The sequence below is a fragment of the Stenotrophomonas sp. DDT-1 genome (genome assembly GCF_001580555.1).
Lineage (GTDB): Bacteria > Pseudomonadota > Gammaproteobacteria > Xanthomonadales > Xanthomonadaceae > Stenotrophomonas > Stenotrophomonas sepilia.
The window spans coordinates 1-24,085 of the sequence record NZ_LEKR01000025.1 but is presented as its reverse complement, the minus strand read 5'-3'; the positions used below and the strand labels follow the sequence as shown (position 1 = coordinate 24,085).

The 24,085-nt window shown below is 67.2% G+C and carries 21 protein-coding genes and 1 pseudogene; 17 read left to right on the top strand and 5 right to left on the bottom strand.

Annotation, left to right across the window (positions count from 1 at the left end; all coding sequences use genetic code 11):
• The first annotated feature begins 972 nt into the window (after nucleotides 1–972).
• The 3 genes from mltB to AB839_RS12975 all read left to right on the top strand — a co-directional run bounded on the left by mltB (nucleotide 973) and on the right by AB839_RS12975 (nucleotide 4,704).
• Nucleotides 973–2,118, top strand: coding sequence for a lytic murein transglycosylase B (gene mltB, locus AB839_RS12985; protein WP_061479687.1), 1,146 nt, complete (start codon nucleotides 973–975; stop codon nucleotides 2,116–2,118).
• On the top strand, nucleotides 2,115–3,386 hold the full coding sequence (locus AB839_RS12980; RefSeq protein ID WP_061479686.1) for a septal ring lytic transglycosylase RlpA family protein: 1,272 nt from the start codon (nucleotides 2,115–2,117) through the stop codon (nucleotides 3,384–3,386). The genes mltB and AB839_RS12980 overlap by 4 nt, the downstream gene beginning before the upstream one ends.
• 97 nt (nucleotides 3,387–3,483) lie before the next feature.
• Complete coding sequence (locus tag AB839_RS12975) at nucleotides 3,484–4,704, top strand: D-alanyl-D-alanine carboxypeptidase family protein (protein ID WP_061479685.1); 1,221 nt, start codon at nucleotides 3,484–3,486, stop codon at nucleotides 4,702–4,704.
• Nucleotides 4,705–4,948: 244 nt separating this feature from the next.
• On the opposite strand, the gene AB839_RS12970 is transcribed toward AB839_RS12975, so the two are convergent.
• The gene (locus AB839_RS12970) at nucleotides 4,949–6,007 is read right to left on the bottom strand and encodes a lipid A deacylase LpxR family protein (RefSeq protein ID WP_080376906.1); all 1,059 of its coding nucleotides are present in this window, start codon (nucleotides 6,005–6,007) and stop codon (nucleotides 4,949–4,951) included.
• 351 nt (nucleotides 6,008–6,358) lie between these two features.
• Here AB839_RS12970 and AB839_RS12965 point away from each other — a divergent pair, with 351 nt between their 5' ends.
• The 7 genes from AB839_RS12965 (at nucleotide 6,359) to gnd (ending at nucleotide 13,809) form a co-directional block, all read left to right on the top strand.
• Nucleotides 6,359–6,637 carry a YbeD family protein gene (locus AB839_RS12965; protein ID WP_005411067.1) on the top strand — a complete coding sequence of 93 codons (279 nt, stop codon included), beginning with the start codon at nucleotides 6,359–6,361 and terminating at the stop codon, nucleotides 6,635–6,637.
• The gene (lipB, locus tag AB839_RS12960; protein ID WP_005419373.1) at nucleotides 6,625–7,335 is read left to right on the top strand and encodes a lipoyl(octanoyl) transferase LipB; all 711 of its coding nucleotides are present in this window, start codon (nucleotides 6,625–6,627) and stop codon (nucleotides 7,333–7,335) included. Before AB839_RS12965 ends, lipB begins: the two co-directional genes overlap by 13 nt.
• An 18-nt stretch (nucleotides 7,336–7,353) precedes the next feature.
• The gene (gene lipA, locus AB839_RS12955) at nucleotides 7,354–8,364 is read left to right on the top strand and encodes a lipoyl synthase (RefSeq protein ID WP_061479683.1); all 1,011 of its coding nucleotides are present in this window, start codon (nucleotides 7,354–7,356) and stop codon (nucleotides 8,362–8,364) included.
• Between the two features lie 270 nt (nucleotides 8,365–8,634).
• Nucleotides 8,635–10,812: a carboxy terminal-processing peptidase gene (locus AB839_RS12950; RefSeq protein ID WP_005419368.1), complete on the top strand. Its 2,178-nt coding sequence runs from the start codon at nucleotides 8,635–8,637 to the stop codon at nucleotides 10,810–10,812.
• Nucleotides 10,813–11,046: 234 nt separating this feature from the next.
• A complete protein-coding gene (locus tag AB839_RS12945) occupies nucleotides 11,047–11,637 on the top strand; it encodes a DUF2242 domain-containing protein (RefSeq protein ID WP_061479682.1) in 591 nt (196 codons plus the stop codon).
• A 17-nt stretch (nucleotides 11,638–11,654) separates the two neighbouring features.
• Complete coding sequence (locus tag AB839_RS12940) at nucleotides 11,655–12,893, top strand: hypothetical protein (RefSeq protein WP_061479707.1); 1,239 nt, start codon at nucleotides 11,655–11,657, stop codon at nucleotides 12,891–12,893.
• A gap of 10 nt (nucleotides 12,894–12,903) precedes the next feature.
• Nucleotides 12,904–13,809 (top strand): phosphogluconate dehydrogenase (NAD(+)-dependent, decarboxylating), encoded by a 906-nt coding sequence (gene gnd / locus AB839_RS12935; protein WP_061479681.1) that lies wholly within the window; start codon nucleotides 12,904–12,906, stop codon nucleotides 13,807–13,809.
• A 184-nt stretch (nucleotides 13,810–13,993) separates the two neighbouring features.
• Here gnd and AB839_RS12930 read toward each other — a convergent pair whose 3' ends face one another.
• Complete coding sequence (locus AB839_RS12930; protein ID WP_061479680.1) at nucleotides 13,994–15,037, bottom strand: oxidoreductase; 1,044 nt, start codon at nucleotides 15,035–15,037, stop codon at nucleotides 13,994–13,996.
• A 173-nt stretch (nucleotides 15,038–15,210) separates the two neighbouring features.
• On the opposite strand from AB839_RS12930, the gene AB839_RS12925 reads away from it, so the two are divergent.
• From AB839_RS12925 to AB839_RS12910, 4 genes are all read left to right on the top strand, one after another.
• A complete protein-coding gene (locus AB839_RS12925; protein WP_053498227.1) occupies nucleotides 15,211–15,597 on the top strand; it encodes a BON domain-containing protein in 387 nt (128 codons plus the stop codon).
• A 231-nt stretch (nucleotides 15,598–15,828) separates the two neighbouring features.
• Nucleotides 15,829–17,646: an ATP-binding protein gene (locus AB839_RS12920; protein WP_061479679.1), complete on the top strand. Its 1,818-nt coding sequence runs from the start codon at nucleotides 15,829–15,831 to the stop codon at nucleotides 17,644–17,646.
• Nucleotides 17,643–18,083 carry a response regulator gene (locus AB839_RS12915; RefSeq protein ID WP_005411057.1) on the top strand — a complete coding sequence of 147 codons (441 nt, stop codon included), beginning with the start codon at nucleotides 17,643–17,645 and terminating at the stop codon, nucleotides 18,081–18,083. Before AB839_RS12920 ends, AB839_RS12915 begins: the two co-directional genes overlap by 4 nt.
• A gap of 4 nt (nucleotides 18,084–18,087) precedes the next feature.
• Nucleotides 18,088–19,599, top strand: coding sequence for an ATP-binding protein (locus AB839_RS12910; RefSeq protein WP_061479678.1), 1,512 nt, complete (start codon nucleotides 18,088–18,090; stop codon nucleotides 19,597–19,599).
• A gap of 80 nt (nucleotides 19,600–19,679) precedes the next feature.
• Here the strand turns inward: AB839_RS12910 and AB839_RS12905 are convergent, their stop codons facing one another.
• Nucleotides 19,680–20,420: a 20S proteasome subunit A/B gene (locus AB839_RS12905; RefSeq protein ID WP_061479677.1), complete on the bottom strand. Its 741-nt coding sequence runs from the start codon at nucleotides 20,418–20,420 to the stop codon at nucleotides 19,680–19,682.
• Nucleotides 20,421–20,510: 90 nt separating this feature from the next.
• On the opposite strand from AB839_RS12905, the gene folK reads away from it, so the two are divergent.
• Nucleotides 20,511–20,996: a 2-amino-4-hydroxy-6-hydroxymethyldihydropteridine diphosphokinase gene (gene folK / locus AB839_RS12900; protein WP_053498221.1), complete on the top strand. Its 486-nt coding sequence runs from the start codon at nucleotides 20,511–20,513 to the stop codon at nucleotides 20,994–20,996.
• A 60-nt stretch (nucleotides 20,997–21,056) separates the two neighbouring features.
• Here folK and AB839_RS12895 read toward each other — a convergent pair whose 3' ends face one another.
• On the bottom strand, nucleotides 21,057–21,794 hold the full coding sequence (locus AB839_RS12895; RefSeq protein ID WP_005419347.1) for a pteridine reductase: 738 nt from the start codon (nucleotides 21,792–21,794) through the stop codon (nucleotides 21,057–21,059).
• Between the two features lie 59 nt (nucleotides 21,795–21,853).
• Here AB839_RS12895 and AB839_RS12890 point away from each other — a divergent pair, with 59 nt between their 5' ends.
• Both AB839_RS12890 and AB839_RS12885 read left to right on the top strand, forming a co-directional pair.
• Nucleotides 21,854–23,038, top strand: a complete 1,185-nt coding sequence (locus AB839_RS12890) for an SAM-dependent methyltransferase (RefSeq protein WP_061479676.1) — start codon at nucleotides 21,854–21,856, stop codon at nucleotides 23,036–23,038.
• On the top strand, nucleotides 23,035–23,427 hold the full coding sequence (locus AB839_RS12885; protein ID WP_061479675.1) for a VanZ family protein: 393 nt from the start codon (nucleotides 23,035–23,037) through the stop codon (nucleotides 23,425–23,427). Before AB839_RS12890 ends, AB839_RS12885 begins: the two co-directional genes overlap by 4 nt.
• A gap of 118 nt (nucleotides 23,428–23,545) precedes the next feature.
• Here AB839_RS12885 and AB839_RS12880 read toward each other — a convergent pair.
• A pseudogene (locus tag AB839_RS12880) lies at nucleotides 23,546–24,085 on the bottom strand (carbohydrate-binding protein); the annotation flags it as partial.

Genomic DNA, 24,085 nt, shown 5'->3' with positions numbered 1-24,085 from the left:
GGCGCCGCCCCTCGTGGGTGGTTGGGTTGGTCGCTTATAACCGGATTGCTGAGGGCTGGCCGGGTGGGTGAGTAGTGCGGGGACGCCGTAAACCCGTCCATGGGGCTTGGCCGCGGCATCCATGCCGCGGACACCCCGCACTACCCACCCACCCGGCCGCTGACAGTTCACGGGTGTTCTCCATCCACGGAGAAGAAAAAGAAGATCAAAGGCAAAAGCAGCTTGGCCGGTTGCTTCATTGCTTCCTGTAGAGCCGAGCCATGCTCGGCTCACGAGCAAGCGCAGCGCCGCGACCCGCTTTTGAATTTTCTTTTCTTTTCCATGGGGGAACGCGCCCGGAACCTGTCCGTGGCCGGGTAGCTGGGCTGCGCAGGGGCGTGAGCCGCATGGATGCGGCGACCGAGCTACATGGACGTACTTGCAGCGCCCCCTGCGCAGCCCAGCTCCCCGGCCCCACCCGCGAACCGCTTTTCGCGACCACCCCCGAGGGGCGGCGCCGTTGGCCGAAGACTTCCTGGCGCTGCGCATTGCCCGTTGTGGAAGCGTTCTCACAACAATGCGACGCAACACGCTCCCCGACGAAAGTCCGCAAAAAACGTTAGCTGGTTCACATTTTTACACCGCGTTGATCTTGATCAATGGACTTGTCGTAATCGGCCTGCACAATGGCGGCCCGTTCGGCACGGCGCGCCGTCAATCGATGCAGCGCGAGGGGGCGTCGGGCGGGAGCAGTACTGATCCAACGGGTACAGGGAGCGCGGGGAACTGCCACTGGGGAGCGGCAGCCGCGCAGGTACCGACCGGATCCGGTCGCCGGTTGCGTCTGCGGGGATGGGGACGCAACCGGCCACCTCTATCTGAATGGGGAAGCTCGATCACGACGTCTTCACATTTCCCGCTGAACGCGGGCAAATCGTTGTGATTCATGGTGTTAGGGGTTTTAATTCATCCATGACCTGCTAACCTGCGACGATGATTCGACGCACTCTGGCCTGCATGCTCACCCTCGGCCTGGTCGCCTGCGCGACCCAGCCGAAGTCCCCACCGTCTCCGCCCCAGGCCAGCAGTACGCCGCGCCAGCCCGCCACCAAGGCCCACGGCCCGGCCGAGGCCGCGCCCGAAGCGGCCGCTGCTACAGCGCCGCCGGTCGATCTCACCCCGGTGCCGTTCGAGGTCGCACGGGCCCGCTTTGTTGCCGATACGGCCAAGCGCTATGGCCTGAAGCCAGAGCAGATCAGCAGCGTGCTCGACCAGGCGCAGGTGCGCCAGCCGATCATCGCCGCCATGTCGCGCCCGGCCGAACGGGTCAAACCGTGGAACGAATACCGGCCGATGTTCATCAGCAAGGCACGCATCGATGGCGGCCGCGCGTTCCTGGCCCAGCATCGTGCAGAACTGGATCGCGTGCAGCAGCGCACCGGCGTGCCGGCCGAAGTGATCGTGGCGATCATCGGCGTGGAGACCAGTTACGGGAAAAATGCCGGCAACCACCGCGTGCTCGATGCGCTGTACACGCTGGCGTTCTACTACCCGCGCAGTGGCGACCCGGCCAAGCTGGAACGCGAAGTGCGCCGCGAGCTGTTCTTCCGCGATGAGCTGGCCAAGCTGTTCGAGCTGGGCCGTGAGGAAAAGCTGGACATCACCACGCTCAAGGGCAGCTATGCCGGTGCGATGGGCATGGGCCAGTTCATGCCGTCCAGCTATCTCGATTACGCCGTGGACGGTAATGGCGATGGCCGTCGCGACCTGTTCACCAGCTACGACGATGTGTTCTCGTCCATCGCCAATTATTTCGTGAAGAAGGGCGGCTGGGTCCGTGGTGGTCAGGTGGCCGTACCGGCCACGCTGGCGCCGGGGCGCGAGGAGTTCAACCCCACCGAATGGATGCCGACCTGGTCGCTGGCCGACCTGGCACAGCGCGGCTACCAGCCCAGCGCTGCGGTGCAGCCGGGCGCCACCGCAACGCCGATCACGCTTGAGGGCAGCACCGGCAAGCAGTACTGGCTGGGCTTCCAGAATTACTACGCGATCACCCGCTACAACCTCTCGAAGATGTACGCGATGGCCGTGTTCCAGTTGTCGCAGGCCATCGCCGGACAGGAGCTGCCCCCGGCATGAACATCAGATGGCTGGTCCCGAGCTTGATCGTCCTCGCGCTCGCTGCCTGCAGCAGTGCGCCGAAGAAGCCGGCCACGGCCGGCCACGGTGGCAAGCCCAGCGGCACGGTGGTGCAGGGTCGCGGCTCGCGCCCGGCGCATTGCCCGGAGGGCTCGCCCTATGCCGCGGCCAAGGAAGACCCGAACACGCGCGGCAACTACACCGCCGGGGGGCTGTACAAGCCAGGCGTGCGTGACAGCACCCCGGACTACATTCCCAACGTCGCCTGCATTCCCGAGCCGGAAGTGACCGCCGAAGAGCGTTCGGCCATCGGCAACAAGTCGCCGTACGTGGTGCTGGGCAAGTCGTACAAGGTGCTCGACGACACCCGCAACTATGTCGAGCGCGGTACGGCGTCGTACTACGGCGCCAAGTTCCACGGCCGCCTGACCTCCAACCGCGAGGTCTACGACATGTACCAGTTCACCGCTGCGCACAAGACACTGCCGCTGCCCAGCTTCGCCCGCGTCACCAACCTGGACAACGGCGAATCGGTCATCGTGCGCGTCAACGACCGTGGCCCGTTCCATGATGGTCGCGTGGTCGACCTCAGTTATGCCGCCGCGGTACGCCTGGGCATCACCCAGCGCGGTACCGGCAACGTGGAAGTGCGTGCGCTGCAACCGGGCGAGAGCAACCTGCTGGCCCAAAAGCCGTCGCGCCGCGAGCGCCGTGCCGCCGAAACGGCTGTCGCGGCGGCCAGTACGCGCCCGGTAACGGCTGCGGGTGCCACCGCCGACAGCGACATTGATCGCCTGGTCAAGCGCCTGCCGACCGACGCCATGCCTGCGCGTGGCCAGCCGGCCACCACCCAGGGCGTGGCCAGCGCCGTGCCGGACGTGGCGGTCAGCAGCCTGCCGCCGAGCGCACCGCCGGCGCGCAGCGCCCCTGTGGCACCGGTTGCCGTCGCCAGCGCCGCGCCGCGCGCGGTCACGCCGGCGCCGGCGCGTACGACGCCGGCCACACCGACGGCCCCCAGCCTGTCGCAGCAGGTGGTGGGCGCGGTGATGGTGCAGGTCGCCAGCTTCTCCAGCCGCGACAATGCCACCCGCGCAATGGGCCAGCTCAACGCCGCCGGCATCGTCGGCGCGACCATCAGCGACATCGCCGCCGGTGGCCGCACCCTGTTCCGCCTGCGCGTTCCCGCCAGCGACCATGCCAGTGCCGCGGAACTTGTCGGCCGCATTGCCGGTCTGGGCCTGGGTTCGCCGCAGATCGTCAAGGATTGACCCGCCCGGGCCGGTGCTGCCGGCCCATGCTGCCCCGGCCTTACAATGGCCACGTTCCACCCTCCATTCCTGGCCGTCCCCTGGAGCCTGCTGTCCAATGAATTTCCGTTCCGCCGCCACCGCCCTGGCCGCCACCCTGGTGGTGGGCCTGGCTTCCGCCCAGACCCCGCTGCCGACCCCGGCCACGCCGGCGCCCGCCGCCGCCGCTGCCGCCCCGGCCACCGTTGCCACCCCGCCGGCGCCGGTGCCGAGCGTATCCAAGGCCTGGGTGCTGATGGACTACGCCACCGGCCAGGTGCTGGCTGGCGAAAACATCCACGAGCAGCTCGCGCCGGCCAGCATCACCAAGGTGATGACGTCCTACGTGGTTGCCGCCGAGGTCAAGAACGGCAAGGTCCGTGCGGATGACCAGGTGATGATGAGCGAGCGCGCCTGGCGCGAAGGCGGCGCCGGCACCGATGGCAGCTACAGCGGCTTCCCGGTCAACCAGACCGCACGCCTGGAAGACATGGAAAAGGGCATGGCGATCCAGTCCGGCAATGACGCCGCGATCGCCCTGGCCGAGCACGTGGCCGGCAGCGAAGAAGCCTTTGCGTCGCTGATGAACAGCTACGCCGCCAAGATCGGCATGAAGAACTCCCACTTCGTCAACGCCCACGGCCTGACTGCCGAAGGCCACCACAGCACTGCCTACGACCTGGCGCTGCTGGGCCGCGCGATGGTGCGTGATTACCCGGAAACCTACGCGTACAACAAGATCAAGGAATTCCAGGTCGGCAACATCAAGCAGCCGAACCGCAATCTGCTGTTGTGGCGCGACGGCAGCGTGGACGGCATCAAGACCGGCCACACCTCCGAAGCCGGTTACTGCCTGATGAGTTCGGCGCAGCGCGGCGACCAGCGCCTGATCGCCGTGGTATTGGGCGGTGCGTCGGAAAAGCAGCGCGCCGATGACAGCCTGGCCCTGCTGAACTGGGGCTTCCGCTTCTTCGAGACCCACCGCCTGTACGAGCCGGGCAAGGCCGTGGCCGAGCACAAGGTCTGGAAGGGCACCACCGACAAGGTGCAGCTGGGCGTGGCCCAGCCGATGCTGGTGAGCGTGCCGCGCGGCCGCTACAACGACCTGAAGCCGAGCATTGATGTGCCCAAGACCCTGGAAGCACCGTTCACCGCCGGCCAGCAGATCGGCACCGTGAAGGTCACCCTGGATGGCAAGGTCGTCGCCGAAGCGCCGCTGGTGGCCGTGGCCGCCGTCGAGCAGGCCGGCTTCTTCAAGCGCCTGTGGGACAGCTTCTGGATGTGGTGGGAATCGGAATGATCCACGCCCCGGCGTGGTGAACGAAAAGGCCGGCGAATGCCGGCCTTTTCTGTTTCGGGATGCCGGTTGCGTGCGGATGCGGGGAGTGCCGGCCGCTGGCCGGCTCCGCTTGAACCCATCCGGATGTGCCAACAGCCGGCCAGCGGCCGGCACTACCCTCACCCGCTCGCTTGCAGCGAGCGATGCAATAACCGGTGTGCCGACCAACGGTCGGCACCTGCCCGCTTCACCATCAGCCCCTCGCCTACAGCGACCGGCTGATGGTGAAGCTGCCGAACACCGGCGCCTCGCGCTGGCCGTTGAACTCGCGCGTGCTGTGGTAGCGCGCGGCGGCGAACTTCCAGCGGCCGTACATCACCGCCACGCCGTACCCGCCGTAGGCCACCACATGGCGCTTGTCCACGCTGTGACTGTTGCGGAAGGTGTTGCCATCCAGGGTGATATCGCGGATCACCCAGGCAGCGTCCGAGGTCGCGAACAGGTGCCAGGACCACCCACTGGGGCGGCCGCGGCGGGTCGGCGCGGTGTTTTCGCCGGCCGGGCGCAGCGGCGTGCTGCCGAAGTCGTCCGGCAGCTTCCAGCCAAAGCGCACTTCACCGCCGAAATTGGCCTTGGTTTCCAGGTTGCCGATCGACCCGCCGTAGTGGCTGATCGCGTCCCAACCCCAACCGTCGGCATTGACGCTGGCATCGCCCGGCCAGCGGCGCATGCGCTCATGGGTCAGCATGAACAGTGGTTCGTTGTGCAGCTGGTTGTCCCAACCCTTGAATTTTTCGTCGCCCAGCACGTCGTGCACGGCATTCTGCACCTGCTTGCCCTGTGCCCACGGACCGACCACGCCCAGTGTCAGCTGGGTGGTCTGCAGGCGGTCGCCGCTGCGCGCATTGAAACCGAAGTTCGCGATCAGCACGCCGGCGTAAGGGCGGTCGTCCTCGATCAGGTCCCTGCGAGTGAAATCGGTCGGGGTGAAGATCCCCTGGCCGATGCTGAAGATCATGTTCTGCTGTTCGAACTTGCCCGGATGCAGCCCTTCCAGGTACCGGTTCACCCAGCGCGCCATGCGCGGCAGGCAGGGGTCGTCGGTGTAATCGACCAGATTGGGGGAGACCAGGGTCAACAGCGCACCGTTGGTATAGCCCTGATCCTGGTGGCGGCCGCCGAACAGGTCGTTGTCGACGCGGAAATTGACCTGCGGCGGGTGGTCGCGCATGGCGTCCGGGCCACATTGTTCGGCCGCCTGGGCGGCAAGCGGGAGGGCAGAGGCCAGCAGGCCGGCGAGCCCGAGAGCTGCGACACTACGCATGGATGGAATGCTCATGGGGAAGGGGGCGGTTTTCAGTCGTTTTCTGCAACGCTACGTTACTCGTGCCCGCGCGTCGGAACGAGCACGTCCAGATCACTTGTCTGTTCCGAAAACAACATTGTCCGGGGGGCACAATTTGTTACCCGCGTACGCGCCGCAGGCCGGGCGTGAAGGCGGTCGCGGGCCGCCCGTACGATGTTCGCGCTGGTGACGGTCAGGAGATTGCAGTCAGCTGCCGTTGGGCCTCAGGCCCGTCCCTTTGGGCCGCCTGCAACGCAGCAGACCGCCGGTGCGGTCCTGGCGTTGATGAATACTCTTGGGTTTGTTGCCCTGCGGCCCGATAATGGGGCCATGGAAATCAAGTCCGACAACCCCGACCACGGCTTCCAGTTCCCCGGCCAGTTCGAGCTCAGCGCCATGGGCCCGGCCAACCGCGGCCTGGAGCATGAGCTTCCCCGCCTGTTGCTGGCCGCCGGCATCGATGTGGTGAACGAACGCATCAGCTGGAAGCACTCCTCCAACGGCAAGTACGTGTCCGTCCGCATCGTGTTCAAGGCCGAGAGCCGCGAACAGTACGACCTGGCGCACCAGGCGCTGCGTGACCACCCGGAAGTGAAGTGGACGCTGTAGCCGACTCCTGCCCGGCCGAAGCCGCCCCGGAGGACCGTGCGCCGCGTCCGGCGCTGGTCCGTGACCTCGGCCGCCAGCCGTATGAACCGGTGTGGCGCGCCATGCAGCGCTTCACCGACCAGCGCAGCGACGCCGATGCCGACGAGCTGTGGGTGGTCGAGCACGATCCGGTGTTCACCCTGGGCCAGGCCGGCAAGGACGAGCATGTGCTGGCGCCGGGCGACATCCCCGTGTTGCACGTGGACCGCGGCGGCCAGGTGACCTATCACGGTCCCGGCCAGATCGTGATCTATCCGTTGCTGCGCCTGCCACGGCTGGGTATCGGTGTGCGCGACTACGTGTGCCGCATCGAGCAGGCGCTCATCGATACCCTGGCCGAGTGGAACATCGGCGCCGAACGCCGCGAGGGCGCCCCGGGCGTCTACGTCGGTGGTGCCAAGATCGCCGCACTCGGCATCCGTGTGCGCCGCGGCTGCACCTTCCATGGGCTGGCCTTCAACGTGGCCATGGACCTGGAACCCTTCCACCGCATCAATCCCTGTGGCTATCAGGGGTTGCAGGTGACCTCGGTGCTGGACTTGGGCGGCCCCTCCGGGATGGACGCCGTCAAGCCGGTGCTGCTGGACCACCTGGCCCGCCAGTTTGGCCTGCTGCTGCAGCACACGCCCGAACTGCCCGATCTTTCTGCGGCCGCCTGACCGCTCCCCGGAACTGCCATGACTGAAACCACCGCCCGTTCCATTCCCCTGCAGATCGTGCAGGGCGATTCTCCGTCCACCGCGCCGTTGCAGGCCGGGGTCAAGCAGCTGGGCGGTGACAAGATCAACCGTTCGCCGGTGCAGTTCGCCGATGCGCCGGTACTGCGCAAGCCGTCCTGGATCCGCGTGCGTATTCCTTCGGGCAATGCCGTGCAGAACCTGAAGGCCAAGCTGCGCGAGAACCGCCTGGTGACGGTATGCGAGGAAGCCAGCTGCCCGAATATCCACGAGTGCTTCGGTCATGGCACCGCCACCTTCATGATCCTCGGTGAGGTCTGCACCCGGCGCTGCTCGTTCTGCGACGTGGCCCATGGCCGCCCGAAGCCGCCGGATGCCAACGAGCCGGCCAGCCTCGGCCAGACCGTGGCCGACATGGGCCTGAAGTACGTGGTGGTGACCAGCGTCGACCGCGATGACCTGCGCGACGGGGGTGCCCAGCATTTCGTTGACTGCATCACCGCCATCCGCGAGAAGTCGCCGGGTACCCGCATCGAGGTGCTGACCCCGGACTTCCGCGGCAAGGGCCGCATGGAACGTGCGCTGGAGATCCTGGCGCAGAACCCGCCGGATGTGTTCAACCACAACATCGAGACCGTGCCGGACCTGTATCGCAACGTGCGCCCGGGTGCGGACTACCAGTGGTCGCTGAACCTGCTGAAGAACTTCAAGGCGCAGCATCCGGACGTGCCGACCAAGAGCGGCATCATGCTGGGCCTGGGCGAGGACTTCGAACAGATCAAGGCCACGATGCGTGACCTGCGCGCGCACGACGTGGACATGATCACCATCGGACAGTACCTGCAGCCGACCGCGCACCACCACCCCGTGCTGAAGTACTGGACGCCCGAGGACTACAAGGCGCTGGAAGTCTACGGCTACGAACTGGGCTTCAGCCACGTGGCCTCCGGCCCGATGGTGCGCTCGTCGTACCACGCCGACGTGCAGGCCAAGGGCGCCGGCGTTTCCTGACATCCTGCCGGTGGGTGGGAGCTGCTTCTCCTGTGGGTGCGGACCGCACACCTCTGCCTGCCGTAGAGCCGAGCCCATGCTCGGCTGCTTGCTGCCGGCCAGCCGAGCATGGGCTCGGCTCTACATGCATTCACAATTTGCTACACCGGCCCGGCTAGGCTGGTTTTCCACCGAGCGCGGCCGGGTGACAAACCCGGCAACTTTCGGCACTGTCGGGGTGTCTGAACACCCTGCAGTCTCTCCCTTGGCAAGGCGCCTTCGAGCACGTCAATGAAATTCAAAGCCCCCGCATTCCTGATGGCCCTGGCGCTGGTCGCGCCGCTGGCGCTGGCGGCCAAGGCCGACTCGCCTGCATTGCCCGCTGCGGCAACTGCCGATCAGGTGACCACCTCCAAGCTGGTGTATGGCCTGTTGTCCGACAGTCGTTACGCCTACCGCCCGCGTGCGCTGGACGAGGCCACCTCCAAGGACGTGTTCAAGCGCTATCTGGAGACGCTGGACGGCGCCAAGCAGTATTTCACCCAGGCCGACGTGGCGCGCTTTGCGCCCTTCGAAGCCAACATCTCCTCGGCCATCCGTGGCGGCGAGCTTGAGCCGGCGTTCCAGGTGTTCGCGGTCTACAAGCAGCGTGTCGGCGAACGTGTGGCCTTTGCGCGCAAGCTGCTCAAGCAGGAGCCGGACTTCACCACCGACGAGCGCTTCGAGTACGACCGCAAGAAGGTGCCGTGGGCGGCCAGCAGCGCCGAGCTGGATGAGCTGTGGCGCAAGTCGGTGAAGAACGACTGGCTGCGCCTGAAGCTGGCAGGCAAGAAGCCGGACGATATCCGCAAGACGCTGGACAAGCGCTACGCGACGCTGGAGAAGTCGGTCAACGAGCTGAAGGGCGAAGACGTCTTCCAGTTCTTCATGAATTCGTACACCAGCGCGGTTGATCCGCACACCGATTACTTCACCCCGCGCACGGCCGAGAACTTCAACCAGGCGATGTCGCTGTCGCTGGAAGGCATCGGTGCGCAGCTGCAGCGCCAGGACGACGTGGTGGTGATCCGCGAGATCATCGCCGGCGGCCCGGCTGCGGTGGACGGCACGCTGAAGCCGGGTGACCGCATCGTCGGCGTTGGCCAGGGCAAGTCTGGCCAGGTCGAGGACGTGATCGGCTGGCGCATCGACGATGTGGTGGCCAAGATCCGCGGCGCCAAGGACACCCAGGTCAAGCTGGAGTTCATTCCAGCTGCCGAAGGTGCCGATGGCAAGCACCACACCCTGGTGCTGACCCGGCAGAAGGTGCGCCTGGCCGAACAGGCCGCCAAGGGCGAGACCATGACCATTCCGGCCGCCAACGGCGAGCCGGCACGGAAGATCGGCGTGATCAAGCTGCCGACCTTCTACCAGGATTTCGAAGGCCGCCGCCGCAACGCGGCCGACTATGCCTCGGCCACCCGTGACGTGGCCAAGCTGCTGGCTGGTTTCAAGAACGACAAGCTGGACGGCGTGGTGCTGGACCTGCGCAACAACGGCGGCGGTTCGCTGGATGAAGCCATCGAACTGACCGGCCTGTTCATCGAGCAGGGCCCGGTGGTGCAGGTGCGCGAGTCCGGTGGCCGCGTCACCGTCAACAGCGATCGCAACCAGGGCGTGGCGTGGGATGGCCCGCTGGCGGTGCTGATCAACCGCGGTTCGGCCTCGGCCTCGGAGATCTTCGCCGGCGCGATCCAGGATTACGGTCGTGGCCTGGTGATCGGTGAAACCAGCTTCGGCAAGGGCACCGTGCAGAACATCGTCGACCTCGACCGCTGGCCGAGTGGCGAGACCCAGCGCTTCGGCCAGGTCAAGCTGACCATCGCCCAGTTCTTCCGCATCAGCGGCAGCAGCACCCAGCACAAGGGCGTGGTGCCGGACCTGGCCTTCCCGGCCAGCGTCGATGCCACCGAGTTCGGCGAGAGCACCTACGATAACGCCCTGCCGTGGACCCGCATCGCCGCCGTGCCGCACACCCAGTACGGCAACTTCGCGCCGCTGCTGCCGAAGCTGGAGGCCCGCCACGACGCGCGAATCGCCACCGACAAGGAATTCCAGTGGTGGAACGAGGACGTGCAGCAGTTCCGGACCGAGGCGGCGAAGAAGTACATCTCGCTCAACGAGGCCACCCGTCGCGCCGAACGCGAGCGCCAGGACGCCCAGCGCAAGGAACGCCAGCTGCAGCGCAAGGAGCTGGGCCTGGCCCTGGACCCGCTGGCCGATGACAGCAGTGATGATGGCCTGACCGGCAACGAACGCGACATCGTGAAGGATGCCGCCCGCGAGAAGGCCGCCGAAAAGCGTCCGGACCCGCTGCTGCGCGAGTCGGCCTCGATCCTGGCCGACGCGGTGAACCTGCTGGCCAATGACCGTCCGCTGTCGGCCCAGGTGCTGCCGCAGTCCACCGGCGCGGGGCGTTGGGCGGACTGAGCCGGAGACGGCGCGCGACATCCGCAGGGGCCGGCATTGCCGGCCCCTTTCTGTTTGGGAAGCCCATTCCCGGTCGCGCCGGGCCATGCCCGGGCCAGTGAAGTGCCGCAAACGACTTGATCCCCTCCGTCCCCTTTTACGTGCATGAACCGGGAGCAACGTGGGGGGCCATATCGACCTGCCGCACACGGGGGCGGGACTACCCTTGGTGCTTCCGTTCTCGCAGGAGTACCCATGCGGGCCTCCCGTCTTTCCCGCGCTGCCGTGGCGTGCGCCAGCGCCTTGATCCTTTCGGGCTGTGGTGGCCGCGCCGCCGACAGCACCGTGCTGCGCGAGTCTTTCGATTCCGGCGATACCTTCTCGCGCACCGTTGAGGGACGCCCCGGCGAAGCCTGCGAGGCCGCGCGCCGCACGCTGCTCAGCCAAGGCTATGCCATCGCCCGTTCCGATGATGCGCAGGTGGAGGGCAACAAGAACTTCCAGCCGCGCGAGGATGACCATGAGCAGCTGGTGCTGCGCATCTCCTGCGCCCCGCGCGGCAGCCAGACGCTGGTGTTCGTCAGTGCCGTGCAGGACCGCTACGCGCTGAAGAAGAGCCCGACCTCGGCCAGTGTCGGCGTGGGTGCGCTGGGCTCGGTGTCGCTGCCGTTCGGCAGCAACGACGACTCGCTGGTGAAGGTGGCCAGCAGCACGGTCACGGATGCCGAGTTCTATCGTCGCTTCTTCCAGCGCCTGCAGCAGTATCTGCCGGCCGCGGCTGGCACGCCATCGCCATCGCCGGCAGCGGCGCCGGAACCCGCACCGGCGGTCACGGACCAGGGCTGAGTGTGCGCGGCAGGTGGCTGATTGCAGCCCTGCTGCTGGCGCCCGCGTGGGTCGTGGCAGCGCCATCCCCGGACTGTACGCAGGGCCTGCTGCAGCGGTTGGGGTGGCGCTTCGAAGAAGCGTCCTTCACCGCGCCGCAGGTGCGCGGTGGTCCCGTATGTACGCGTGCCTCGCTGGCTGATTCACAAGCGGCCGGCGACCTGCAGGTGCGGTGGCCGGCGGCGCTGCCCGCTGCCGCTCGGCAGGCACTGCTGCAGCAGCTGCTGGATGACCCCGCCACCGTCTGCGCCTATGCCTTTGAGCTGGGGGCGGCCACGCGGCGCGCGACTTCGGCATTGCAGGGCAATCCCACGTTCCGCTTCTCCGGCCCGCAGCTGGGATGGATCGGCTTCGGATTGCAGGGCGCACCGGCACAGGGTTGGCAGCGTACGCGCAGTTTCGGTCGTGGCTTCGTGCCCCGCGCGGGCAACAGCCATGCGCTGCAGGCGTTCTACAGTGGTGCCGTGCGTGCCGAATGCGGTGTCGGCCGCCAGGTCGCACAGCTGGCCACCCAGCGCGAGCTGTATGGCGATGCTGCGTTCGACACCGGGTTCGCAGCGGAGGAACTGTCGATCGGCACCTTCCTCGCGCTGCACGACACCGACAGCATCCTGCTCGGCGCGCATGCGGGCGACCTCTTCGCCGATGGCAAGGCGGTGCGCACCTCGGCGATGGGGCGGCAGGCGTTCGTGGGCGTGCCCGGTTTCATCGAACATGTGTACGACAAAGGCACGCTGGACGACCTGAGCAACCAGGCCGAGAACTTCGTGGTGGTCGAGGTGGGCGAGGGCGCTGCGCAGGCGCTGGCGCTGCATGCCGGCCTGGCCTGGTACGACCAGCGCAATGCCGAGCTCTGGAAACTGGCGCAGGACATCCCGCGCATCGGCCAGCGCTATTTCGAGCGCCTGCTGTTCGAGCGCGATCCACAGCTGCGCGCACGCCTGGCGCCGCGCTACCACGCGGCTCTTGTGCGCATGGATCAGCTGCTGGACGATCCGTTCTACCAGCAGTTCGTGATCTACGTGCATCCGCGCGGTATACGTCCTATCGGCTACCACATCGTCCGCCTGCTCGATCGCAACCCGAGAACGCCGTTTTCGATCGACCTGGCGGTGCACAATCTGCATACCACGCTCTACCGGCGTTGGCGCGAGGCGCAGCTGCGCCACTGCGCGGCTACCGGCAGGCCAGGCAGCCTGACCCTAGACCCCAACTGAAGGTGAAACAATGGATATTGCAATGATCGGCCTCGGCCGCATGGGCGCCAACATGGCCCAGCGCCTGCATCGCGGCGGCCACCGCGTGGTCGGCTACGACCCGGGCGAAAGTGCGCGCCAGCGCGCTGCAGAGGCCGGCCTGGAAGTGGTTGATTCGCTGGCCGCCGCCGTGGCCGCGCTGCCGGTGCCGCGCGTGGTGTGGCTGATGGTACCGGCCGGCGAAACCGTCGACCAGACGCTGGGCCAGTTGACCCCGCACCTGGCCGAGGGTGACATCGTCATCGACGGCGGCAACTCCAACTACCAGGACTCGATCCGTCGCGCCAAGGCGCTGGCGGAGGACGATCTGGGCTACGTCGACTGCGGCACCAGCGGCGGCGTGTGGGGCCTGCAGGAAGGCTACAGCCTGATGGTCGGTGGCGAAGCGCCGGTGGTGGAGCAGATCGCACCGCTGCTGCGCACGCTGGCACCGGCGGAGGATCGCGGCTGGGCGCGTGTTGGTCCATCCGGCGCCGGCCATTTCACCAAGATGGTCCACAACGGCATCGAGTACGGGATGATGCAGGCCTATGCCGAAGGCTTCGCGCTGATGGAGCGCAAGCAGGAGATGGCGCTGGACCTGGCCCAGGTGGCCGAAGTCTGGCGCCACGGCAGCGTGGTGCGTTCGTGGCTGCTGGACCTGAGTACTGAAGCACTCAAGCGCAATCCGTCGCTGGAAGGCATCGCGCCATACGTGGAGGATTCCGGCGAAGGCCGCTGGACCGTGGCCGAAGCCATCGCGCTGGACGTGCCGGCACCGGTGATCACGTTGTCGCTGCTGGAACGCCTGCGTTCGCGCGAATCGAATTCGTTCACCGACCGCCTGCTGTCGGCGATGCGCAATGAATTCGGCGGCCACGCCATCAAGAAGTCGTAAGCACTGCGGTGGGGTCAGAGCCCTTCGGCGTTGCCGAAGGGATCCGACCCCGGGCAGATCAGGGTCGGATCCCTTTCCGCAGGAAAGGGTTCTGATCCCATGCAACCAGTCGAGCATGGCTCGACTCTACAAAAGCCGTCTCCGATCGTTGCCACGTCATCGACGCATGGCGTGGATCTACTGGTCAGTCCAACGCGATCCGCCGCCCTTCGCGCGCGCTGTCCATGCCGGCCTGCAGCAGCCGCATCAACTGCAATGCCTGCATCGGGCTGACCGTCGCTTCGCCGTCGCCGTGCATCGCCGCTGCGAACTGCGCATACAACCGACGATAGTCGCCGGGCAGGTTGTCGACGGTGCTGCGCAGAACATTGTCTTCTGCATCACAGCGCACCAGTTCGCCATGCCGGGGATCGATGCCCCAACCGGGCGCACCCGGTGCTACGCCGCGGCGCAGCTGGGCCTCCTGCACATCCAGGCCGTACTTGATCCAGCTGGCCTTGCTGCCATGCACGCTGAAGTGCGGGGCAGGGGCAGCCACCAGTGAACCGGCATGCACGATGGCGCGATGCCGCGGGTAGTGCAGTACGGCGTGGAAGTAATCGATGCCGGTGCCACCTTGGCGCTGCACGGCCAGATCCGCATCGATGGCGTCGGGCCAGCCGAACAGCACCAGCATCTGGTCCAGCAGGTGCGGGCCGAGGTCGTACCACAGGCCACTGCCTGGCCCGTCCTGTTCGCGCCAACGGTCGCGCACCTGCGGCCGGTAGCGGTCGAAATGCGCATGGCATTCGGCCACCTCGCCCAGCGTGCCTTCGGACAGCAGCGCCTGCAGCGTGAGGAAGTCGGCATCGAAGCGCCGGTTCTGGAACACGGTGGCGATGCGGCCGGCGTCGCGTGCTGCGGCCAGTACCGTTTCCGCTTCGGCCACATCCAGCGCAAAGGGTTTGTCGACCAGCACGTGCTTGCCGGCGGCCAGCGCGGCCATCGCCAGTGGCGCGTGCTGTTCGTTCGGCGTGGCGATCACCACCGCATCCACCGCTGGATCGTCGAACACGTCCTGTGGCGTTGCACGCACGTGTACGTTGCTGAACGTGCGCAGTAACGTGTCGCGCTGCGAGCTGACGATGCTGTGCAGGACCAGGCCGGGCGTGTGCTGGATCAGCGGCGCATGGAAGACGCGGCCGGCGAGGCCGTAGCCGATCAGGGCCAGGTGCAGGTCGGGGCGCATGGCAGAGCTCCGGCAGGGGGGGGAAGGGCAGGGTAAACGACGGATGCGGACAGCCCAAAACTGAACCGTTGCCGTTGGAAACGCTTCGATTCACGGCGGCATGACCGCGACGCCACGCCTGCTCTACGTGCGCTTGTCCAGACTGGCAGCACATCCCGAAGGAGAACGACACGATGAGCAATACCACTCGCACGCTGATTGCTTCTGCCCTGACGCTGGGCCTGGCACTGTCCTCCTCGGCCGCCTTCGCCAAGGACCCGGCCGCGAAGAGCCCGCCGACCACCAGCGCACATCCGGCTACCCATGCGGATCGCCATGATTCCAACGAACCGGTGACCGACAGCTGGATCACCACCAAGGTGAAGGCGGACCTGCTGACCAGCAGCAACGTCCCGGGCACCGAGATCAAGGTGGAAACGGTGAACGGCGTGGTCAGCCTGAGCGGCACCGTGGCCACCCAGGCCGAGAAGGACAAGGCGGTCACCACCGCCAAGGGCATCAAGGGCGTGACCCGCGTCGATGCCGCCGCATTGAAGGTCAGCGCTGCCGCCAAGCGCTGAACCGGTTGGGCGCCCCCGCGTGGGGCGCCCGCTGACCTGTAGAGCCGAGCCACGCTCGGCTGGAACTCCAAGGCAGCCGAGCATGGGCTTGGCCCTACAGGTCTGATTGCCAACCCGTTCAGCTGGCCGCGCTGGAAATTCCAGAGTTGTGACCGCCTGCGCTATATTGCCGGTTCCGCCGCAACCGGGTTCGGCCCGGCCAACGCGTCGCGGCAGAGCTGACGAGGAACTATGGCGCTGGTTTTCAGTGACGACATCTGGGACCGCTGGCGGTTGCCGGCCTTGGCGCTGGCCGCCGCCGCGATCATCGTGGTGCCGTGGTTGACCCTGCGTAAACTGCAGCAGGACAGCGAACAAGCGATGGCCTGGGTCAACCACACCCAGGCCGTGGGCGTGGCACTGCAGCAACTGCAGGCCGATGTGCGCGATGTTGAATCGGCCGCGTTGACCCTGTCCAAGGGCGTGGATGCCCCCGGCCTGCGCGAGCGCATGGCCCGCGCCGATGAAATTCCCGGGCGCCTGGCCGAGCTGGGCCGGATGACCCGCGACAATCCCGACCAGCTGATCCGCATCGGTCGGATCGAATCGATGCTGGAAGGCCGCATGACACTCGCCCGCGAGCTGGCCAGGTCCGAGCCGAACAGCGACCAGCGCGAGCTGGTGCAGGACCTGAGTACGCGCTATCCCATCCGCGGGCTGGTGGAAGAACTGCAGGCCAGCGAGCAGAAGCTGCTGGCGCTGCGCGCCGAGCAGGCGGCGCGCCAACGCAAGCAGACCGAACTGGTGTCGTGGAGTTCGCTGGTGATCCAGCTGGCGCTGCTCGGCTTGGTGCTGTGGCTGCTGCAGCGGCAGATCGGCCGTCGCCTGCATGCCGAGCGGCAATCGCTGCGCTCGGCTGCACGTGCGGCGTCGGTGCTGCAGACCGTGCGCGAACCGATCGTGCTGCTCGACCGCGACCTGCGCGTGCAGCTGCACAATCCAGCGTTCGCTGAGCTGTACGGCCTGCAGGACGAGCGCGCCGACGGCCTGCTGCTGGAAAACGTTGGCGACAATGCATGGCAGGACCCGGTGGTCCGGCAGCGCTTGGCCGACGTGCTGTCGCGCGGTCGCGAACTGTGGGACTTCGAGCACGAGCAGCGCACCGCTGACGGCATGGTGCGCTACATGCTGCTCAACGCGCGGCGCATGCCGCTGCCCGACAGCGATGACGAGGTGGTGCTGCTGACCATCAGCGACGTCACCATGCAGCGCGCAGTGCAGCTGCGCGTGGAAGAGCTGAACCGCCAGCTGGAAGGCAAGGTTGCGCAGGTATCCGAGGTCAACCGCGAGCTGGAGGCCTTCAGCTATTCGGTCTCGCATGACCTGCGTGCACCGCTGCGCCACGTGGCCGGATTCTCCGACAAGCTGTCGCGCCACCTCGGCGATCAGGCCGATGACAAGAGCCGCCACTATCTGGACGTGATTTCCAGTTCGGCCCGGCGCATGGCAGCGTTGATCGACGACCTGCTGGTCTACTCGCGCCTTGGCCGTGCGGCGATGCGGCAGCAGGCGGTGGACATGCAGTCGCTGGTGGCCGACACCCGCGCCATGCTCGATTCCAACCTGCAGGCCGAGGCCGAGAACAGCGGCCATGCGCACCAGGTGGAGTGGAGCATCGCGCCGCTGCCGATCGTGGTGGGCGACGAGAACATGATCCGCCAGGTCTGGCTCAACCTGCTCGGCAACGCAGTGAAGTACTCGGGGAACCGCGAGCCGGCGAAGATCCGCGTTGACTACCAGCAGCAGCCCGACGGCGGCCATCAGTTCACGGTCAGCGACAATGGTGCAGGCTTTGACATGGCCTACGCCGGCAAGCTGTTCGGTGTGTTCCAGCGCCTGCACAAGGCCAGTGACTATCCGGGGACCGGCATCGGCCTGGCCAGCGTGCGCCGCGTGCTGACCCGCCATGGTGGCCGTATCTGGGCCGAGGCCGAACCGGACGTCGGCGCCACCTTCCACTTCTACCTGCCCCCCGCGACCGACGCGGACAAACAAGGTCCTTCTGCATGACGACTCTGCGCACCATTCTTCTCGCTGAAGACAGCCCGGCGGATGCCGAAATGGCGATCGACGCCCTGGAGGAAGCGCGTCTGGCCAATCCCATCGTGCACGTCGAGGACGGCGTGGAAGTGATGGACTACCTGCTGCGCCGCGGTGCCTTCGCCAACCGCGAGGAAGGCTTGCCGGCGGTGCTGCTGCTGGACATCAAGATGCCGCGCATGGATGGCCTGGAAGTGCTGCGGCAGATCCGCGAGCACGAAGAACTCAAGCGCCTGCCGGTGGTGATCCTGTCGTCCTCGCGCGAGGAAAGCGACCTGGCCCGCAGCTGGGACATGGGCGTGAACGCCTACGTGGTCAAGCCGGTGGACGTGGACCAGTTCTTCGGCGCGGTGCAGACCCTGGGCAAGTTCTGGGCATTGATCAACCAGGCACCGGAACTCGAGTGAGCCCATGCCCCTGACCGGTCCCGCCCTGGGGGCGCTGCGCATCCTGCTGGTGGAAGACTCACCGGAAGATGCCGAGCTGATGTCCGAACAGATGCTCGACGCGGGCCTGGAGGCCCGTTTCGAGCGTGTCGAGAGCGAGGCGGAACTGCGCCAGGCACTGGCGGTGTTCCAGCCGGACATCGTGCTGTCCGACCTGAGCATGCCGGGGTTCTCCGGTGACGACGCGCTGCGCATCGTGCGCGAGACCTCGCCGGAGGTGCCCTTCATCTTCGTCTCCGGCACGATGGGTGAGGAGAATGCGGTGGCGGCGCTGCAGAAGGGCGCCAACGACTACATCATCAAGCACCAGCCTGCGCGCCTGCCTTCGGCGGTCGCACGTGCGATCCGCGATGCACGCAGTGCGGTCGAGCGCGCACGCGTGGAAACCGAACTGATGCGTGCGCAGCGCCTGGAAAGCCTTTCACTGCTCGCCGCCGGCCTCAGCCACGACCTGCGCAACATCCTGCAGCCGTTGCTGATCATGCCGGACCTGCTGAAGGCCCGTACCGAGGATCCGCAGCTGCACCACCTGGCCGACGTCATCGCCGAGTGCGGCCGCCGCGGCCATGAGATGGCCGAGTCGATGCTGTCGTTCGTGCGTGGTTCGCGCAAGCCGAGCGAGCGCATCGAGATCAAGGGCCTGTTCGATGCGGTGGCGCTGCTGTTGCGCAGCAACGTGCCCGATGCCGTGCGCCTGGAACTGCAGGTGCAGGACGAAGGCCTGGTGGTCGACGCCAACTACACCGAACTGCAGCAGGTAATGCTGAACCTGGCGCTCAACGCGATCCAGGCGATGCCCAACGGTGGCCGCCTAAGCCTGACCGCCAGCCATGCCGGCCAGCGCGATGGCGTGGACTGGATGCAGATCTGCGTGTCCGATGAAGGCATCGGCATGGATGCGGACACGCTGTCGCACCTGTTCAATCCGTTCTTCACCACCAAGGCCGATGGCACCGGCCTGGGCCTGATTTCCTGCAAGCGCATCGTCGAAGGCGCCGGCGGCAGCATCCATGTCAGCAGCCAACTGGGGCAGGGCACCTGCTTCGAGCTGCGCTTGCCGATGCACGAAGCCAGCGACCGCAGCGAGCCGATCGAGCAGCTGGTGGCCTTGGGCAGTGGCCAGTCGATCCTGGTGGTCGACGGCGAAGCCACGCGCCTGTCGCTGCTCGGCAACGCGCTGTCCAGCCAGGGGTATCAGCTGCAGCTGGCCTCCGATGGCCCGGCGGCGCTGCGCTGGATGCAGCAGGAGGCGATGCCGGCGCTGGTGATTGCAGACGCCGGCTCAAAGCTGCTGCCGGCCAGCCAGCTGCTGGGCGAGATGGCTGCGCTGGGCTATCGCGGCCCGGCGCTGGTGCTGGAGGACGCGGCGGTGGCGGTGCCTGCCGATGCCTTCCCGGCCGGCGTGGACGTCCATGTACTGCGCAAGCCGCTGCAGATGCAGCAGGTGTTCCGGGCAGTGGCCGAGGCGCTGGGCTGATGCCGCTGGGGTTCTGTGGAGCCGAGCCTATGCTCGGCTGCTGTTCGCATTGACCTCGACAGCCGAGCATGGGCTCGGCTCTACAGGGCGGTTTCCCAGGGGAACCGCGGCAGCGCGTCCACCGCCTGTTCCAGCCGCCGCGACCAGTTCTGGTGGATGTCTGCATACAGCGTGGAATCCGCGCCCAGCCGCAGCTGCTGGCCGATGCGCAGTTCACCGTCGCGCAGCAGCGCCAGGTCGATCGGCAGGCCTACCGACAGGTTGGAACGGATGGTGGAGTCCAACGAGACGATCGCCGTGCGGGCGGCATCCTCCAGGCGCGTGGCGGGGCTGAGGATGCGGTCGAGGATCGGCTTGCCGTACTTGGATTCACCGATCTGCAGGTAGGGCGTCTCCGGCGAGGCGGCTATGGCGTTGCCGAGCGGGTAGATCATGTACAGCCCGGGCCGCTCGCCGGCGATCTGGCCGCCGAAGATCAGCGTGGCCTGGGTGTTGACCCCGTCATGGCCGTGTTCGCTGTGGCTGCTGTGCACCTGGCTGTCCACCAGCAGCTGCCCCACATACGCGGCGGCTTCGAACAGGTGGGTCATGTCGCGCAGGTTGGGCACGCGCCGCTCTGCGGCATCGCGGCCCAGGCGCGACACCAGCAGCTGGGTGGTGGCCAGGTTGCCAGCCGCCATCAGCACGTAGGCTGCCTGGCCGGGATATTCGAACACGTGCAGCTTGCGATGCACGCGTACATCGTCCAGCGAGGCATTGGTCCGGGTGTCGGCAGCGAAGACCAGGCCCTCGTCCACCTCGATTCCAACGCAATAGGTCATGTCGGTGCCCTATCATGTGCGTCCCGGATTGTAGGCAGGCCGCCGTGACGACGGCATGTCCACGCCCCCCATCGCTGCCACCTGAACCGCATGACGACCGTGCTCCTGAGCCTGGGCAGCAATGTCCAGCCCCGCCGCTACCTCCACGCCGCGGTGGCGGCCCTGCGCGAGCGCTTCGGCGCGCTGCAGGTCTCGCCGGCCTACCGTACCGCCGCGGTCGGCTTCGACGGCCCGGCCTTCCTCAACAACGCGGTGGCGATCGAGACGGACTTGCCGCTGCAGGAACTGGACGACTGGCTGCATGCGCTGGAGGACGCGCACGGCCGCGACCGTAGTGGGCCGCGCTTCTCCGACCGGACCCTGGATATCGACGTGGTGTTCTACGGCGACCTGGTGGTGGAAGGTCCCGGCCACCTGCGCATTCCCCGTCCCGAACTGAAGCATGCCTTCGTGCTGAAGCCGCTGGCCGATATCGCGCCCGACTTCATCGATCCGGTCAGCGGGCTGGACCTGGCGACGCTGTGGCGCGCGCACGCGCAGTTTGGCGAGGCGTTCGAGGTGGTTGACCTGGATTGATGGAGGTTGCCGGCCAGCGGCCGGCATGACTGGTAGCGCCGGCCGCTGGCCGGCAACCTCTCAGCTGACCGTGCGCCCGCCATCCACGCGCAGCGTGTGGCCGGTGACGAAGCTGGCTTCGGCCACCAGCCAGTACACCGCTTCGGCGATCTCCTCGACCGTACCGATCCGCGCCAAAGGCGTGCGCGCCAGCAGGGCCTCGCGGGCGAAATCGTCCTTGCCCTGTTCCGGCCAGAGGATCGCGCCGGGCGCCACCGCATTGACCCGCACCTTCGGCGCCAGCTCCAGCGCCAGCGAACGGGTGGCCATCTCCAGCGCGGCCTTGGCCATCGTGTAGGCGATGTGGTCGCGCATCGGGTCGGTGCCGTGCAGGTCGGTCAGGTTGACGATGCAGCCCTGCTGGCGGCGCAGGTAGGGCGCGGCCGCCTGTGACAACAGCAGTGGCGCGCGCGCATTGACCGCATACAGCTCGTCCATCGCCTCGGCGGTGACCTGGCCGAGCGGGGTGGCATAGAAGTTGGAGGCGTTGTTGACCAGCGCGTCCAGGCGGCCGAAGTGGGTAACGGCCTGTTCCACCAGGTCGGGCAGGGCGTCGGCGTCACGCAGGTCGGCCTGCAGCGCAAGCACGCTTCCGGGCCGCACGTTGTCGAAATCGAACGCGGCCTGCTGCAGTTCGGCGCTGGAGGTGTTGGCATGCAGTACCACCGACCAGCCACAGGCGTGGAACTGGCGGGCGATGGCCGCACCGATCCGGCGCGCGCTGCCGGTGATCAGGACCACGGGGTGGGTATCGCTCATCGAGGGTCCTCCAAGGCTCGGCTATCCTGTGCACCATTGTCACCGCATTCGAAGACGCCATGCAGCCCACCTTCCCCCTGCCCGAAGCCGATGCCCTGGCCCACAGCGACCAGCTGGCGGCCGCCCTGCGCGCCGAAATCCTTGCGCAGGGCGGGGCGATGCCGTTCTCGCGCTTCATGGAGCTGTGCCTGTACACCCCCGGCTGGGGCTACTACAGCGCCGGCGCCAGCAAGTTCGGTGGCAGCGGCGACTTCACCACCGCCCCCGAGCTCGGCAGCCTGTTCGCCGGCAGCGTGGCCAATGCGCTGGCGCCAGTGTTCGCCCAGCTGGGCGCGCAGGCCCGCATGCTGGAACTGGGCGGCGGTACCGGCGCCTTCGCCGAGGCCGTGCTGCTGCGCCTGGCCGAACTGGACGCGCTGCCATCGCGCTACGCCATCCTCGAACCCAGCGCCGACCTGCGCGAGCGCCAGCAGCAGCGCCTGCAGCAGAACCTGCCGGCCGAGTTGGCCGCGCGCGTGGACTGGATCGACCGCCCGTTCGAGGAGGACTGGGAGGGCGTGGTGTTCGCCAACGAGGTGATCGACGCGCTGCCGACCCCGCGTTTCCTGATCCGGGACGGCGAGGTCTATGAGGAAACCGTCGAGCTTGATGGCGAAGGCAACTTCATCCGTGGCGCGCAGCCGGCTGACATCCTGCTCAACGGTGCGGTGCGCCACATCGAGCGCTACCTGGAAAAGCCCTTTGCCGACGGTTACCGCTCCGAGGTGCTGCCGCAGCTGCCGTACTGGCTGCAGGCAGTGGCTGGCGGCCTGCAGCGTGGTGCGATGCTGTTTGTCGATTACGGTTACAGCCGCAGCGAGTTCTACCAGCACGACCGCGACGATGGCACAGTCCGCGCGTTCTACCGCCACCACGTGCACAACGACGTGCATCGTTGGCCCGGCCTGCAGGACATCACCGCGTCGGTGGATTTCACCGCGATGGCCGAGGCGGGCATGCACGGTGGTTTCGAATTGGCGGGGTACTGCAGCCAGGCCAGTTTCCTGCTCGGCAACGGCCTGGACCAGGTGCTGCTGCTGGCCGAAGAGCGTACGGATGAGGTCGGCCGTATCCAGCTGCGTGACCAGGTGAAGAAGCTGACCCTGCCGACCGAGATGGGCGAGCGCTTCCAGGCCATCGGCCTGCAGCGCGGCGTCGACTTCGAGCCGGCGTTCGAACTGGGCGACCTGAGCTGGCGCCTGTGAGCAGTGCGTTGCCGCTGATCAAGCCGCTGCGGCGGCCGCGGCTGTGGACTGTGCTGTGGGTGCTGGCGGTACTGCTGGTGGTCGTGGTCTGCCTGATCCCGCCGCCGCCGATTCCACTGCCGGAAAACAGCGACAAGGGCGAGCACTTCCTCGCCTACTTCATCCTGGCCGGCAGCGCGGTGCAGCTGTTCCGGCCGGGGCGCCCGCTGCTGTGGGTGGGCGTGGGGCTGGTGCTGATGGGCGTCGGCATCGAGTTCGCGCAGGGCGCGCTGACCAGCAACCGCACTGCCGACCCGATGGACGCCATTGCCAACACGATCGGCGTGCTGGCCGGCATGGCCACGGCACTGACCCCGTTGCGCGATCTGCTGGTGCGCTGGCGGGGCTGAGGTTCCTGTAGAGCCGAGCCCGTGCTCGGCTTCCTCCCGAAAGGCAGCCGAGCATGGGCTCGGCTCTACAGTAGATCCACGCCATGCGTGGATGGATTGCGCCAGGACAGGCTTGCGGTTACTTCTTCAGCGTGACCTCATCCAGCACCCACATCGCCGGGCGCGTATCGCCGGTGAAGTTGATGCACAGGTCACCCGTGCCCTGCGTGCCCTTCGGCAGCGCCGCACGCAGGGTCACGAAGCCATCGGCATCGGGCGTGGCCGGCAGCGGTACTTCAGCCAGCACCTTGCCGCTGCAATCGCCGTGACGCACCTGCATTTCGCCATGCGCGCGCCTCGCTTTTTCGAAGCGACGCTTGGGCTCGTCGTGGGCCAGCTGGAAGTAGTACGGAATACGCCCCGCGCGGACCTCCACGCTGCCGATGCCGTCCAGCTGCGCCTGCGGCCAGCGCCAGCACGGCTGGAAGATGTCGACGTTGAACACCGCACGCGTTCCCTCGCGCGGGCCGTCGTCTTCCAGGCGCAGCACCAGCCCCTTCTTGCCCACGCAGCTGAGCAACGCATCGCTGCGGCGGCTGAGCAGCGACTGCGCGGTGAACGTGGCGATGGTCGGCTTCGCGGCCAGCATCTGGCCCTGGTAGAACGCGGCGGCCTGCAC